Genomic DNA, 14,747 nt, shown 5'->3' with positions numbered 1-14,747 from the left:
GCATGGAAACCGCTAAGGCCATAAAAACGATAAAAGTGCAGTGGAACGCGATCAGCGGCCGCTGGACGGTAACTGCTCTGGATCAGATGGCCGCTGGTTCAGAGCAAGGCGTGCAATCTCTGGCATCCTGGGCTGAAGTTCAGGCGGATCTGACGCCGGTGCGTCTGATTCTTTCTGCCTGTAATTATGCTACCCACTGGGTGTCTTTGCCGGGTGTCAGTAATCGTCATCTGGCCCGTGCCTTGCCCTATGCGCTGGAAGAAGGGCTGATTGATGATCTGTCGGATTATCTGATTCAGCCCGCCGGCAGCGAAGGCAAAAAAGTCCGTGCTTATGTGGTTGGCAATGACCTGATTGAGCGCCTGCTGGAAGAATGCGAGCTGCATCACCTGCAGGTGCGTGAACTGATTCCTGAAACCCAGCTGCTGCCACAGGATGTTCCTGTGATGCTGCGCCAGGGGCAGGGTTGGGCTATGCGTATTCCGGGGGTATTTGAAGGCTGGGTGACTGACAGTGCAATGACCCCGGTGCTGGAATCATTGTTTGATCATGGTGATGAAGAACAGTCTGCGCAGCAGGTTACCGGCCTGCAGATTATGGCCGCGCAGCTGGATCAGGCGCAGTTGTTGAAAACCACGCTGGAAAGCAGTTTTGCCGGGGTTTTTGCCGAGATAGAACTGCTCGCCAATGATGGCAACCAACTGCGACAGCAACGTCTGCAGGGCAAACTAACCAATTTGCTGACCGGGCGTTTTCAGGTGCGCGAAGTCGCTGAAGACCGCCCGCCTGTGTGGTGGCGTGGTCTCGCGGCCGTCGCTGCGGTTTGGCTGGTTGCCGCCACGCTGTACCTGTTTATCGATAACTACACGCTGAAGCAACAGTCGCAGCAGGTGCGGGCGGAAGCCATCAGTCTTTATAAAAACCTGTTTCCGGGTGAACGTATCCGCTCGCTGGAGCGTCAGATCAAAACCAAGCTTGATGGTGGAGACAACAGTGACGGCGCAGGCTTTATTGGCACAACCAGTGTGCTGGCGCGGGTGTATGCCGCCCAGGGGCTGCAAAAGCAGGTGCAGTTGATGTCATTGCGTTTTAATGACCGCCTGCAGGAGCTGGTTGTTGAGGTGCGCGCCAGTAATCTGAATGAATTACAGACGCTGCGTGCGGCGCTGGAAAAAGAAGGTCTGGTTGCGGAGGTGGCGTCGGCTACCAACGATAAGGACGGAGTTAAGGGCCGCATTAAGATCGGAGGTTCGGCATGAACGAACGCCTTCAGTTAATTCAGGGGCAGCTGCAGGCGCAGTTGCAGAGCAATAAGGCCGTACAAGCGGCGCAGCACTGGTATCAGGCGCTGCCATCCCGCGATCGACTGGTTGTTAAGGCGATTGCCGCTTTGCTGGTGCTGGCGCTGATTTTTGTGATGATTTATGCGCCGTTGATCCGCGGCCAGAAAGCTGCCGCACTGAGTCTGGAAAAGAATCTGGCGACCTACAATCTGCTGGCAGAAAACGCTCACCGCTTTGGTGGGGCGGCAACCTCCGCCTCCGATGCGCCGATTCTGGCGACCGTCACCCAGCAGGCGAAGAAAGCCGGCATTGTGCTCAGTCGCTACGAACAGGATGGCAAAGGCCTGCGCGTCTGGGTGGAGAAGGCTGTCTTTGACGATGCCATCACCTGGCTGGAAGGGATGCAGTCCCGGCACGGCATTCGTGTCAGCCAGATCACTATTGATCGTACCGACCGCTCCGGTCTGGTCGACATCCGCGCCACACTGACTCCCTGAGTCAGACTTGAGTAACGGGCAGGGGAATATTATGAATTACGATTTTGAGTTGCTGGTGATTGGTGCGGGCTCCGGCGGCGTACGTGCATCGCGCATGGCGGCAGCGCGTGGCGTTAAAGTCGCCGTGGTTGAAAACCGCTATCTGGGCGGTACCTGTGTAAACGTTGGCTGTGTGCCGAAGAAGATTTTTGTCTACGCCTCGGAGTATGCCGAGAAGTTTGAAGAAGCCCGCGGCTTTGGTGTTAACGGCCAGCTGGAAAACTTTGACTGGCCCACGCTTCGCGATAACAAAACCAGTGAAATCAAACGCTTGAATGGTATTTATAATAATTTACTGGAAAATTCCGGCGTTGAAATCCTGCATGGCACAGCCAGTATTATCGATCCGCACAGGGTTAAAGTGGGCGAGCAGGAGTTCACCGCTGAGAAGATTCTGGTCGCCACCGGTGGCTGGCCTTTCAAACCTGATATTCCCGGTGCCGAGCTGGCCATTACCTCAAATGAAGCCTTCTATCTGGACGAATTTCCCAAGCGCGTGGTTGTCGTTGGTGGCGGCTATATCGCTGTCGAGTTCGCCGGAATTTTCAACGGGCTTGGGGCCGAGGCTCACCTGCTGTATCGCGGCGAGCAGATCCTGCGTGGTTTTGATGAAGGTGTGCGCAACTTTGCTGCCAGCCAGATCGCCCATAAAGGCGTTCGCATTCATACACAGACCGATATTCGCCGCATCGAACGGCTGGCCGATGGCAGTCTGCGCTGTCAGCTGAATAACGGTGATGCACTGGATGCCGATTGCGTCATGTATGCCACCGGCCGTAAACCGCTGACCGAAGGCTTAAACCTTGAGCAACAGGGTGTTGAGCTGCGTAACGATGGCAGTATTGTGGTGGATCATTTCTTCCGCACCGCAGTACCAAGCATTTACGCCCTGGGCGATGTGATCGGCACTCCGGCACTGACACCGGTGGCGCTGGCGCAGGCAATGAAGCTGGTTGCCCACTGGTACGATGGCAACAACGAGCCGCTGAGCTACGACAGCATTCCAACGGCGGTCTTCTGCCAGCCGAATATTGCTACCGTCGGTCTCAGCGAAGAAGAAGCGCAGGAGCGTTTCGGCGACGATCTGCGTATCTATGAATCCGATTTCCGTCCGATGCGTCACACCATGTCCGGCCTTCCGGAACGTACCTTTATGAAACTGGTGGTGCGTGCCAGCACCGATCAGGTGATTGGTGCCCATATGGTTGGTGCAGAAGCCGGGGAAATTATTCAGGGGATTGCCATCGCCATTAAGGCCGGGGCAACCAAGGCGATGTTTGACAGCACCATTGGCATTCATCCGACCGCAGCCGAAGAGTTTGTCACTATGCGTACTCCGCGCAGCTGATCGGTTCTGAATACGGCAACAAAAAAGCCGGTACTGTGTTCAGTACCGGCTTTTTTGTGTGCGCCATATTGCCCGGCGGCGCTGCGCATACAGCAGCGCCTTTATAGGCGTCGTGCTTAGCCGCAGAACACCAGACGCACGCTGTCGAGCGCCAGTTGCGACTGGGCGATGGCATCAAGCACCGCGTCGCGCTCACGCTTAACATCGGCCACTAACAATGGCGAAATGTTCGGGTTTTGCTCACTCAGAGCGCTTAAGCGCTCAAGGCGGGCGGCAAAGGCTTCTGTGGCTTTGCTGCTGGCGCGATCAACCATCTTGCTCAGCTGGGCGCTGCCCATTTTCTCCAGCTTATGGATCAGCGGCTGCACGGCTTCTGTTTTCTGCTCGACCAGACCGCGTGCGGTGCCACGCTTCAGCGGCAGCACAAAGGCCGGCAGCTCGCCATCGTTAACCTTCAGCTCACCGGCAGGAGTCATCATCAGGTGCATGGCATTGGGTGGCAGGTAGCGTTCAACCGCCAGTGCTTTCGGCGCCGGGCAGCGGGCGACAAACTGCAGTTCGATAAAGCAGTCACCGGTGCGGAAATCGTGATCTTCGATGTAGCCGGCGCTGGCGTTACCGGCCGGGCCGCTGGTGATCAGTTCCAGTGCCTGATCCACAAACGGATGTTCCCAGCTCAGGAATTGCACGTCGTCGCGGGCGAGGGCGATATCACGGCGGGTGGTGGCCATAAAGCCGTCTTCCGGCAGATGCGGCATATCCGGCACCAGCATATGGTCACCCGGTGCGATGGTGATGCAGTCGCCACCGAGATCGATCAGCTCCAGACCAAAGGCGTCGGCGAACAGTTCAAGGAAGTCGTTCAGCTCGGCTTCGTCTTCGATATGGGTGATGGTCATGTCTTTCGCCAGACGACGGGCACGCTGCGGATGGCAGGAATGCAGCTCCAGCAGACGATCACGGCCTTCTTCCAGACTGGCCAGCAGCTCATCGCGTTCCGCTGCCAGCTGACGGGTCAGATCATCCAGCCCTTCGCCACTGATCAGTGCCTGCTCAATGGCAGTGCGGTGTTTTTCCAGCAGCGGCTGGGCTGCCGGGTTCGGGCGACTGAACAGATCAATGCCGGCGTGCAGCAATTGCGCCCAGCGGCCGCTGATGTGATCGCTGAAGGCCGGGATATAGATTTTGATATCTTCCGCCTGACCGATACGGTCCAGACGGCCAATGCGCTGCTCAATCAGGTCGCAGTTAAACGGCAGATCAAACAGCACCAGATGATGGGCGAACTGGAAGTTACGGCCTTCGGAGCCGATTTCTGAACACAGAAGAATACGTGCGCCCTGCTCATGATCGGCAAAGTAAGCTGCCGCCCGGTCACGCTCGACCAGATCCATATGCTCGTGGAACACCGCCACCTGAATGCCGCAGGTTTCCCACAGCCAGGCTTCCAGATCGAGAACCGTCTGTGCGGCGTGGCAGATCAGCACGATCTTATCTTTGCCGGTGCTGGCCAGAATATTCAGCAGCCAGTCGGTGCGGGCATCATCATCGCACCAGCCGGTAACGCCCCGTTCAGGATGCAGATCAGCCAGCGTCGGCGTCAGGTCATCACTTTGCGGTGCCGGCAGGGCGGTCAGCTGTGGCAGACGTTGCGGGAAGCCGCTCACACCATGACGGGTGTTACGGTACAGCGCACGGCCCGGGCCGTGACGGTCAATCAGGGTTTCCAGCAGGCGGTTGCGCTGGGTGGCATCGCTGATATCAGCACTGGCATGATCCGGCAGCAGGCGGGCAAGGGTTGCCTGCTGCTCTGCTGACAGGTCATCGCTGCCGGCCAGTGCGGCGGCCAGATCCGCAACCGGCTGGTAGGCCTGTTGTTCAGCCAGAAACTGCTGCAGGGACGGATAGCGCTCAGGGTCGAGCAGGCGCAGGCGGGCATAGTGTCCCTGCACGCCCAGCTGCTCCGGAGTTGCCGTCAGCAGCAACAGGCCGTCGACCTGGCGCGACAGGGTTTCCACCAGTGCGTAGCCTTCGTCGAAGCCTTCTTCGCTCCACTGCAGGTGGTGCGCCTCGTCGACGACCAGCATATCCCAGTCGGATGCACGGATCTGCGGCGCGATGGCGTCATGGGTAGCCAGTGACAGCGGGCAGAGGAATAACTGGCCGGTGGCGAAGATGTCATCGTCGCCATCTTCGAGCATGTCTTTGCTGACCAGTGAGAAACGCAGGTTGAAGCGGCGGATCATTTCCACCAGCCACTGATGCAGCAGATGATCCGGCACCAGTACAAGGGCGCGCTGGATACGCTGTTGCAACAATAAACGATGCAGAATCAGGCCCGCCTCAATGGTTTTACCCAGACCCACTTCGTCAGCCAGCAGTACGCGCGGAATAGAATCCTGAGTGACCTGTTCGGCAATATAGAGCTGATGCGGCAACAGGCTGGTACGGCCACCTAATAAGCCGTAGAAAGGGCGCTGACGCAGTTTGCTCAGTTGCTGCAGCGCCATCTGGCGCAGCTCGTACAGATTGTTGTTGTCAATCTGACCGGAGAATAAACGATCGGTTGGCTGGTTTAACTGAATCTGGCCACTGAGGTGGATCTCAGAAATTTCGCGCTCACCGTCGCTGTAAAACACAATACCGTCGATGTCGGTCACGTCAGCGACGGTCAGGATGCTGCCATCCTGCAGCGGCAGCAGGTCGCCTTCTTTGAAGATTACACGGGTGAGCGGGGCGTTCTGGCGTGAATAGCTGCGCACATCGTCGATGGCCGGAAAATAGATAGTAACGACCCGGAAGTCGACATTTTGCACAAGACCGAGACCGAGGTCGGTTTCGGCCTCACTGATCCAACGCTGACCCACTGTATACATATAAGCTTAACCTGCAGATATTTTGACGTGACAAACAGAACCCGGCTGCAGCATGGCAGCCGGTAAAAACAGGCGCGCAGTCTAGCGCAAGGGGGCTTTAAATCCCACCGGCAATGGCACTTTACCGCGCTATAAACACGCTGGTTCGTGTTTACATTGTTGCCGTGGCTTCTTACGATAGGCCAGCGTCCGTGGTCAGACTCAACGAATGTTCAGACTCGCGCGGAAAACGCCACTGGAATCACATATAAGGACATTGACTATGGGTAAGACCCTGGCCTTGATTGTCGGCCTGCCGGTAATCGCCTCAGCCGCTGCCGCAGGCTACATCACCTATCAGAATATCGAACGCTATGATGCGTTTACCCAGACGTCCCTGCGACAAGCGAACGACAGCCTTGCTGCGCAGGGGGTTGCGATACAGTTGGAAGAGGTCAGTCGCGGGCTTTTCGGCGCTACCCGTGAGGAGCTTTATCATGTTCGCCTGCTGGGTGAAGAACCCGCCGATCTGTTCAGTATCCGCCAGCAGGTAACCATTGAACCGCACCGCGCTTCAGGCACTTTTATGATCGATCCGCAGCAGGGGCTCGCCGGCATGATGCTGCAACAGATGCCGGAACTGCTGGCTGGCCAGCAGGGTGAGTGGCACCTGAATGGCGGCGATGACCGTATCTACGGTCGTTACCAGACCGGGGCCATCAAGATGACACTGCCTGATGGTGGCAGCCTGGCTGTTGCTCCACTGATCCTGCAGACGGAAACACGGCTTGATGCATCGGCGCGGGGAACGGCCAGGCTCAGTCTCGCCTCTGCCAGCCTGCAGGGCAGTGCGCAGGGTGACGCCAATCTGCAGCAGCTGGAGCTCAGCGTTGTCAGCAGTCAGCGTAATGGTGCGCCCTTTATCGACAAGGCCAGCTACCGTATCGGTGCGCTTAATATCGACAGTCCGGCCATGAAAATAAAACTGAATAATCTGCAGACCGAGCAGGCCGCCCTGATTGATCGCGATACTCTGGCATCCCTCTCTACCCTGAAATTCAGCAATTTGCGCGTCAGCTCCGCCGACAAAGAACTGAACGTCGATCCCAGCAATCTGTCGCTGTACATCGATGGCGTCAGCTGGTCAGGCTACCGGCGCCTGCTGGAAAAAGTACAGGGTGCCGGCGATGATCAGGCTGCTATTGCCGGTCTGATGCTGAATGCAAACGAAGTGCTGAAGAATGGCGGCAGCCTGGCGTTGGAATCCTTTGAAACCGCGTTTATTTTTAACGACCTGAGTCCGGGTGGTATTGGTGCCAGTGGCGATCTGAAAGTGAACGGCAAGGTCAGACTGGACGCCGGTGATGCCGCCGGACTACCACAGGAGCTGATGGCGCGTCTTAATGGTGAGTTGCAGATAAACCTGAGTCGCAGTCTGATGCAAAGTCCGCTGGCTGAGCACTTTATCAGTTTGCTGGACGCCGGAATGCTGCAGGATCAGGATGGGCGATTAGTCAGTCAGCTTAAACTGCAGCACGGACAGCTCAGCGCTAACGATATTGCTGTGGCTTTCTGAACGCAAAAACGCCATAACAAATCCGATTCAGTAGGGTTGTTATGGCGTCCCGCTTCCGGCATCCGCTCACTCCATAAACAGACCTCTGCGGATATTGTATTTCTTAATCATCTTGCCCAGTGCGCGCCGGTCTTTTCCGCACATCATGGCTGCACGGGTTACATTGCCATTCGCTTCATCCAGAATTCTGGTGAGATATTCCTTTTCAAAGCGCTCAACAAGCAGCCGCTTGTCGCGGCTGAAATTGTAATCACCTGCACCTATGCCGCATTGCCGGGTAAGAGGAAACTCATCCGCACCATTTTCTGCGTCAGGCTCCATGTCCGTCGTTATTGGAGATGGCACGAATGGTTCTGCGGGAATGTCGGTAGCAGGCATGTGCTGTATTTCGATGCGCCCGGAACCGGATAGCAGATATAAACGATGAATGGTGTTTTCCAGCTCGCGCACATTACCTGGCCAGGATAATGAGGTCAGATGAGCAATCAGCTCGGCCGGTGCAATCTTTTCTCCAAGCTCATACTGTTCAGCAAACTGTCGCAGAAAGTGACGTACAAGAACCGGAATATCATCTTTGCGATCCCGCAGGGCAGGCATATGAACCGTCAGAATGTGCAGCCGATAAAACAGATCCCGGCGAAACAGTCCGGCTGCTATTTTTTCCTGAAGGTCGCAGTTGGCCGAGGCAATAAGGCGGACGTCGCACAGATATGTTTTTTCTGAGCCAACCGGCCGGTACTCAGATTCCTGCAGTAAACGCAGCAGGGCAGCCTGTGATGTCAGTGACAGACTATCAATTTCATCCAGAAACAGCGTTCCCCGTTCGGCCACGGCCAGTAATCCTTTCTTGTCCTGACGGGCGTCGGTGAATGCCCCTTTTTTGTGACCAAAGACTTCACTGGCAAACAGGTCGGTTGTCAGTGTGGCGCAATTTACGGCTACAAAAGGGTGGCCAGAGCGGCTGCCGCAATAGTGAAGTCCCCGGGCCGCAAGCTCTTTTCCGGTTCCCGTTTCACCTGTGATCAGAACCGGCGCGTCATATTGTCCAAAGACTCTGATGCTATCCAGAGCCTTCTCCAGAGGTTTTGATTCTCCGGCAATGTTGACGATGCCCAGATAGAATTCGCCGGAGCTTTCATTACTCTGTCGTTCACCAGGAACCGATAGTGCAGGGTAATCAGAGTATGGCGGCGCAGAAAATGAACGTTTTTCTTTTGCTGCGTCGCGGCTGAGCGGATTCTCCATATCAAATTCCATCACGGCATCTCCTTGTGAGTCGGGCTGACTGTTATGCAAAAAAAAAGCCAGCAGGATTTCTCTGGTGTTGCGTCTTACATATGCATCCGGGTTGTTGCTGAAACGGCGCAGATGGGGTGTGGCCGCCACAACCGGGGTCTGTTTTACCCACCACTCACCCGGCATCTGCAGGTGGGTGATAAAAACCCCGCTTGACACTAGATGACAAGACGACTCTGCGTAAGGATTGTGAGAATGATCTAAGAATAACGACTTAATTTCTTCAGGTACCCGATAAAGACCTTCTGTTAAATAAACAACCGAACTCTGACGAATTGTTAATCCCGCTCAGAATCTCCACGGCCATTCAACGTGTCCCAACTGGCATAGCTGAACCATAAAACTGAGTTTTATTTTACCCGGAGGGTTATTTATCCCTCGTCAAAAACACCCCGGAACCTGTCTTTTTTATTTTGGAATGCCGAATTTCTGCGGATTTTTCTGACTTTAAAATCTGGCACCTCAATTGCTACCGGAGAATAAATCTTCGGAATTTCTCTGAAAATTAAATTCATGATGACGGCGATATTTGAATGAATAACTCAAGCAATAATCAAAATTTATATGTTGCAAACCTGATTGAGAGCTATCTGCTTTCACATCCGGATGCCATGGATAGCTTTGAGGGAATATGGCGTTGGTGGGTCACCCAGCAAAAGCTCCATGAGTCGGCTTATTCAGTAAAAGTTGCCCTTGAGCTTTTAATTGAAAAAGGGGTTGTAGAAGAGATAGGAAATGGATTTTTCAGATGCGCAGAGCATTAGGTTCTATTCGATCCTGCTGAACATCTGTCTTTTTGCAATTGACGATTGAGAGGAAATAACATTGGAAAGCACACAGAAAAAACTATCCAGAGTAAGATCCCCAAGGGTTCATATTACTTATGATGTCGAAATCGGTAATGCGATTGTACAGCGTGAACTGCCACTGATCGTCGGCATTCTTGCTGACCTTTCCGGCTCTCCGGCTGAACCATTGCCTGTATTAAAAGAACGGGACTTTGTCGAAATTGATCGTGATAATTTCGATGAAGTCATGGAAGGCTTTGTGCCACGCCTTACCATGAAGGTCGCCGATTCATTGTCCGAAGAAGAAGAAGGCGCTACAACCAATATTGAGCTCCTCTTTAAGTCGATCAACGATTTTTCGCCACTGAATCTGGTGCGCAGCATCCCAAAAACCAACGAGATCTATCAGGCCAGAATTCACTTGCGCGATTTTCTGGCCAAGCTGGATGGTAACGATGCGCTGGATGAATTGCTGACTCAGTTGCTGAGCGACGAAGCTCTGCAGACTGAAGTAAAAGGCGTCTATGCGGATCAGGAAGATCTGTCTGCGGTTGAGCCAAGTGAATTTATCAGCAAGCTGCTGGAAGAAGGTGGCATGGCGTTGGATGAGTCGCAGAGAAGCTACGCTCTGACTCTGGTTGGTCAGTTCGCTCTGGATATTCTGGGGCAGGAAGCCAGTGATTCTGCCGGCGATGCTGCAGACCGTATGAATGACCGGATCTCTCAGATCGATAATCTGCTGACACAGCAGATTAACCTGGTCATGCATGACGAAGGTTTTCAGAAGCTGGAAGCAACCTGGCGCGGCCTGCATTACCTTGTGATGAACACTGAAACCAGTACCCGTCTGAAACTCCGGGTTCTGAACGTTTCCAAACGCGATCTCCTTAAAGATCTGCAGAAGGCGTCTGAATTCGATCAGAGTGCGCTGTTTAAAAAAGTGTATGAAGATGAATTCGGCACCTATGGTGGCGATCCTTTCAGCGTTCTTGTCGGAGACTATGAGTTCGGACGTCACCCTGAAGATATTGAACTGCTGGAAAAATTATCCGGTGTTGCGGCGGCGGCGCACGCCCCGTTTATTGCTGCAGCTTATGCAAAGCTGTTCGATTTGCAGGATTATTTCCGTCTGTCACAGCCACGCGATCTTTCTAAAATCTTTGAAAGTGCCGAGCTTATCAAATGGCGCAGTTTCCGCGACAGCGAAGATTCGCGTTACGTCACACTGACGCTGCCTAAAGTTCTGTTGCGTCTTCCTTATGGCCCGGACACCGTCGTGGTGGATGGCTTTGATTTTAAAGAAGATGTGGATGGCACCGATGCCAGTCGTTATCTGTGGGGAAATCCCGCATTTATTCTTGGTCAGCGCATCACCAATGCCTTTTCAAAATTTGGCTGGCTTGCTGCAATTCGCGGTGTAGAAGGTGGTGGTCTGGTCGAAGGGCTGCCAGCACATACATTCCGTACCGCAGCAGGGGATGTTCGCCTGACCTGTCCGACTCAGGTTGCCATTACCGATCGTCGGGAAAAAGAACTGAACGATCTTGGCTTTATGGCCATCCTGCATTGCAAAGGCACCGACAAGGCCGCTTTCTTTGGCGGTCAGACCACCAATCAGCCGAAAAAATATAATACGGATGAAGCCAACGCGAATGCCAGAACCTCGGCAATGATGCCGTACATTCTGAATGCTTCACGTTTTGCTCATTACATTAAAGTCATTATGCGCGACAAGGTCGGATCGTTTCTGACGAAGGATAATGTTTCCGATTATCTGAATACCTGGATCGCCAGTTATGTACTGATCGATGACGGCGCCGTTAATGAAATCAAAGCACGCTACCCGCTGCGGGAGGCCCGTATTGATGTGACGGATGTGCCAGGAAAACCAGGCTCGTATAAGGCAACGGTATTCCTTAAACCACATTTTCAACTGGAAGAGCTGTCGGCGTCGATTCGCCTGGTGGCTGACATTCCGGGTTAATGTGAATTCAATTTAAGTCTGAAAATTTCGGGGAATATTATGGATCTTATACTTCTGGAACTGGGTGATGCGGCACTGACACAACCCAAAGGCAACGACCAGGCCGCCGGTGGCTCATTGATTGATGGTGCTGCCGAAGGTGATTGGCAGGCGATCACGGCCAATCCGGGTAATCTCGGTTTTGATGCCACAAAATGTGTTGAACTTGTTTCTATTAATCAGGGCATTCAGCAGCAGGTAACCACCGATGTCAGCAACAGTGCGCGCACATCGGGCCGGCCGATTATCTCTGACTTCACCTGTGTCAAATACGTGGATGTAACGTCACCAAAACTCTATGAGTTTTGTTTGCGGGCAAAACTTCTGGATTCGAAAGGCTCACCTTGTCGCATTCATGTTTTACGCAACTCCGGTGATCGCCTGAATCTTTTGATGCAGTTTGAGTTAACCAACGTACTGATCAGCGAAATTCAGTTCCAGTCACATCCAAACGATATGGCAACGGAACAGTTTAAGCTGAACTTTACGGAAATCTCCTGGGTGCACTGCCTGCAAGGACCTGGTCTGCAGAACAAAGGGCATGTTGCAACAGGCTGGAGTGTGGTTCGCAATCGTCCGATCGCACCTGGCACCTATACGCTGTAACGGTGTATTTCTGGTGATGAATATAACGTTACTGGAAAAACTGGACGATTCCTGCAGCGGGATATCGCTGCAGGAATCCGTCTGTCGTCAGGTTCAGCGAATTATTTCGACCCGGATTTATGTCCGTGATGGTGATCCGGCGAACAGCTATATCACAGGCTTCGGATTGCCGGAAATTGTCGAACTGTATACCGATGACAGCAGCGCCCGGCAGGCATACCGCGATCTGATTCGCGAAAAGCTTCTGGCACTGGAGCCCAGATTAACGGATGTACAGGTGATTGCGGTCAGTTCAGCAGCAAGCACTGCAAGCTGCAGGCTGAAATTACAGCTTGGGCAGCACACGATTGAAGAACGGTTTTTTTTCTGAACAGCAGACAACCATTGGGCAACGGGAATTAAACAGCATGAACAGGGATATCCAGCAATTTCAGAATGAACTGGGGGGAATGCGTAAAGCGGTTGAAGCTTTCAGTCGTGCTTATCCTTCTGTCGCATCTGAGCTGCGTCTGAGTGCTGGTCATTCTGCTGACCCTCATGTTGAGCAATTACTGCAGTCGTTTGCCTGGCTTACGGCCAGCCTGCGTAATGACCTGCAACAGCAAAAGCATGAAATCCCTAATCATTTATTGCTGAGTCTGTATCCCGCACTGATGCGGTCAATACCCTGCATGACAATTATGCAGGCCAATGTACTGCTTGATGGTGCGAATTTTATAAATGGATACACCCTGGAGAAGGGACGTTTATTTTCCGCCAAAAGTATTTCCCGTCGTGACGCCGGGCAGAAGCCTGTGGAATGCAGAATGCAGTGTTGCTATGACACGCCGCTGTGGCCATTTCTGCTGGAGGACGTTGCAGTAAAACCGAAAAATATCTTTGAGTTTCTCGGGGGGCGGAATGATGTTCAATCAGTTATCTCCATAAAAATGCGCAGCGAGGGAACCGATCCGGTCTATGAATATCCGCTGCAGCGTTTGCGGTTTTTTATTAACGACCCGGCACTGAGGCCGGATCTGTACAAATTACTCAGCGATCATATCTGCGGTATTGCCATCCGCGTGGACGGAGAGATAGTGCCACTGCCGGAAGCAGGCATTGAGTGGCTGGGATTTGACCAGCAGCATAATGTACTGCCGCAACCGAATGGCAGTCACGATGCTTACCGGCTATTACAGGAATACTTTTATTTTCCGGAAAAGTATTACTTTTTCGAAATTACCGGACTCGATGTCAGCCGGGTATCCAGCCAGTTTGAATTATTGTTATTGGTTAATCAGCCGGATTCTATGCCGGCACTGGAACGCAACAGCCTCAGCTTTAACAGTTTTCCGGCGATTAATTTATTTCCCGCCACTTTTTGTCCGGTTCAGCTGGATCACAGCTGTTACGAATACCGTCTGTATGCCGATGAAAGTCAATACGGTCAGAGTGAAGTACACAGCGTGGAAAATGTTCGCCTGTTATCGGCGGATGGCCGGGTTAAAACGGCAACCCCCTGGCTGGGGCATGCCGGAGTGGATGATATCCGTGACGCCGGCGTGCGCTACCTGACCCGTCTGGTCGCTCCGCTTTCACCGGCAACGCCAGGTTGCGACACCATGATTTCACTGCAGGATCTGGATCTGACGCCGGCCACTCCGGTTGATCAGACGCTCAGCGTTAAAGGGCTGTGTAATAACCGTACGCTGCCGGAGTCCTTGCGCATCGGCAACCGCTTAAAACTGACCGGCGCCGGGGCCTTGCTGGACGCGACCATTATTACCCGCCCCAGTCTGTTCCGCGGCGAAGGACTGAGCGGGGAGGCCAACATTAACCTGCTATCGCAGCTGCATCTGAATTTTCTGTCACTTTTACCTGAGGCCGACGATGGGCATCCACTGGCACGGCTTAAACAGCTGATTGCTCTCTACAGTGATCCGCAGAACGCCTCACACCAGCGTCAGCTGGATGGTCTGGTCAATATTCAGGCAGAGAGCTGTGTCCGGCGCATGGGGCGTGAAGCCTGGCGCGGCCATTATCGTGGCAGTCGTATAACCCTGACAGTGGATGAGGCGTTTTTTGATGGCGCCAACGCGCTGTTGCTCGGTGAAGTAATGAGCCATTTTCTGGGCCTTTACACCACCCTGAATCATTTCGTCCAGCTGCAGCTGGTCAGTTATCAACGGGAAGGAGTCTGGAAGCAATGGCATCCGCGCATTGGCGAACAGGTCATACTGTAAATTCTCTGCTGGCGCAGAAAAACGGAACCGGCTGGAATTTCCTGCAGCTGGTGCGTCTGGTGCTGCGCCTGCGCCGGACAGCGGATGCGACCTCCGGCAAACAGCCTGTCAGCGATAACGAACTGCTTGAAATCCTCGCGGATAACGTCCGCTTCCGCGCCTCTCTGGCAGCCGACTTTCCGCCCTGGGATGTGCGCGAAGTGAGCCTGTCAGA

At 53.7% G+C, this 14,747-nt stretch carries 12 protein-coding genes; 10 read left to right on the top strand and 2 right to left on the bottom strand.

The window, feature by feature from the left end:
* The first annotated feature begins 2 nt into the window (after positions 1–2).
* Genes gspL through gorA form a run of 3 tightly spaced genes read left to right on the top strand, consistent with a single transcriptional unit; the run spans position 3 to position 3,167 of the window.
* Positions 3–1,259 (top strand): type II secretion system protein GspL, encoded by a 1,257-nt coding sequence (gene gspL / locus B3P58_RS13680; RefSeq protein WP_286718266.1) that lies wholly within the window; start codon positions 3–5, stop codon positions 1,257–1,259.
* Positions 1,256–1,780, top strand: coding sequence for a type II secretion system protein GspM (gspM, locus tag B3P58_RS13675; RefSeq protein WP_145468707.1), 525 nt, complete (start codon positions 1,256–1,258; stop codon positions 1,778–1,780). Before gspL ends, gspM begins: the two co-directional genes overlap by 4 nt.
* Before the next feature lie 31 nt (positions 1,781–1,811).
* Positions 1,812–3,167, top strand: coding sequence for a glutathione-disulfide reductase (gorA, locus tag B3P58_RS13670; protein WP_414716574.1), 1,356 nt, complete (start codon positions 1,812–1,814; stop codon positions 3,165–3,167).
* Between the two features lie 116 nt (positions 3,168–3,283).
* Here gorA and rapA read toward each other — a convergent pair whose 3' ends face one another.
* Positions 3,284–6,043, bottom strand: a complete 2,760-nt coding sequence (rapA, locus tag B3P58_RS13665) for an RNA polymerase-associated protein RapA (RefSeq protein ID WP_286718262.1) — start codon at positions 6,041–6,043, stop codon at positions 3,284–3,286.
* A 262-nt stretch (positions 6,044–6,305) separates the two neighbouring features.
* Here rapA and B3P58_RS13660 point away from each other — a divergent pair, with 262 nt between their 5' ends.
* A complete protein-coding gene (locus B3P58_RS13660; protein ID WP_286718260.1) occupies positions 6,306–7,598 on the top strand; it encodes a DUF945 family protein in 1,293 nt (430 codons plus the stop codon).
* A gap of 66 nt (positions 7,599–7,664) precedes the next feature.
* Here B3P58_RS13660 and B3P58_RS13655 read toward each other — a convergent pair whose 3' ends face one another.
* On the bottom strand, positions 7,665–8,855 hold the full coding sequence (locus tag B3P58_RS13655; RefSeq protein ID WP_286718296.1) for a sigma 54-interacting transcriptional regulator: 1,191 nt from the start codon (positions 8,853–8,855) through the stop codon (positions 7,665–7,667).
* A 572-nt stretch (positions 8,856–9,427) separates the two neighbouring features.
* Here B3P58_RS13655 and B3P58_RS13650 point away from each other — a divergent pair.
* From B3P58_RS13650 to B3P58_RS13625, 6 genes are all read left to right on the top strand, one after another.
* Positions 9,428–9,658 carry a hypothetical protein gene (locus B3P58_RS13650; RefSeq protein WP_145468714.1) on the top strand — a complete coding sequence of 77 codons (231 nt, stop codon included), beginning with the start codon at positions 9,428–9,430 and terminating at the stop codon, positions 9,656–9,658.
* Positions 9,659–9,719: 61 nt separating this feature from the next.
* Positions 9,720–11,666 (top strand): type VI secretion system contractile sheath large subunit, encoded by a 1,947-nt coding sequence (gene tssC / locus B3P58_RS13645; protein ID WP_286718257.1) that lies wholly within the window; start codon positions 9,720–9,722, stop codon positions 11,664–11,666.
* A 39-nt stretch (positions 11,667–11,705) separates the two neighbouring features.
* A complete protein-coding gene (locus tag B3P58_RS13640) occupies positions 11,706–12,311 on the top strand; it encodes an Hcp family type VI secretion system effector (protein WP_145468718.1) in 606 nt (201 codons plus the stop codon).
* A 16-nt stretch (positions 12,312–12,327) separates the two neighbouring features.
* The gene (locus tag B3P58_RS13635) at positions 12,328–12,681 is read left to right on the top strand and encodes a GPW/gp25 family protein (protein ID WP_286718293.1); all 354 of its coding nucleotides are present in this window, start codon (positions 12,328–12,330) and stop codon (positions 12,679–12,681) included.
* Positions 12,682–12,718: 37 nt separating this feature from the next.
* Complete coding sequence (gene tssF, locus B3P58_RS13630; RefSeq protein ID WP_145468722.1) at positions 12,719–14,533, top strand: type VI secretion system baseplate subunit TssF; 1,815 nt, start codon at positions 12,719–12,721, stop codon at positions 14,531–14,533.
* On the top strand, positions 14,497–14,747 hold a 251-nt coding region (locus B3P58_RS13625), incomplete at its 3' end, for a hypothetical protein (protein ID WP_286718253.1). The genes tssF and B3P58_RS13625, both read left to right, overlap by 37 nt.

Source organism: Thalassolituus sp. UBA2009 (genome assembly GCF_002335285.1).
GTDB lineage: Bacteria > Pseudomonadota > Gammaproteobacteria > Pseudomonadales > Oceanobacteraceae > Venatoribacter > Venatoribacter alkanivorans.
The sequence above is the reverse complement of the archived record's forward strand: the minus strand, read 5'-3'. Positions and strand labels throughout refer to the sequence as shown.

What these genes read in the sequence shown, in the direction of transcription:
- B3P58_RS13650 (WP_145468714.1), top strand. Translation starts at nt 9,428, where the DNA reads ATGAATAACTCAAGCAATAATCAAAATTTATATGTTGCAAACCTGATT.
- B3P58_RS13635 (WP_286718293.1), top strand. Translation starts at nt 12,328, where the DNA reads ATGAATATAACGTTACTGGAAAAACTGGACGATTCCTGCAGCGGGATA.
- gorA (WP_414716574.1), top strand. Translation starts at nt 1,812, where the DNA reads ATGAATTACGATTTTGAGTTGCTGGTGATTGGTGCGGGCTCCGGCGGC.
- gspL (WP_286718266.1), top strand. Translation starts at nt 3, where the DNA reads ATGGAAACCGCTAAGGCCATAAAAACGATAAAAGTGCAGTGGAACGCG.
- tssF (WP_145468722.1), top strand. Translation starts at nt 12,719, where the DNA reads ATGAACAGGGATATCCAGCAATTTCAGAATGAACTGGGGGGAATGCGT.
- B3P58_RS13660 (WP_286718260.1), top strand. Translation starts at nt 6,306, where the DNA reads ATGGGTAAGACCCTGGCCTTGATTGTCGGCCTGCCGGTAATCGCCTCA.
- gspM (WP_145468707.1), top strand. Translation starts at nt 1,256, where the DNA reads ATGAACGAACGCCTTCAGTTAATTCAGGGGCAGCTGCAGGCGCAGTTG.
- B3P58_RS13640 (WP_145468718.1), top strand. Translation starts at nt 11,706, where the DNA reads ATGGATCTTATACTTCTGGAACTGGGTGATGCGGCACTGACACAACCC.
- B3P58_RS13655 (WP_286718296.1), bottom strand. Translation starts at nt 8,855, where the DNA reads ATGGAATTTGATATGGAGAATCCGCTCAGCCGCGACGCAGCAAAAGAA.
- rapA (WP_286718262.1), bottom strand. Translation starts at nt 6,043, where the DNA reads ATGTATACAGTGGGTCAGCGTTGGATCAGTGAGGCCGAAACCGACCTC.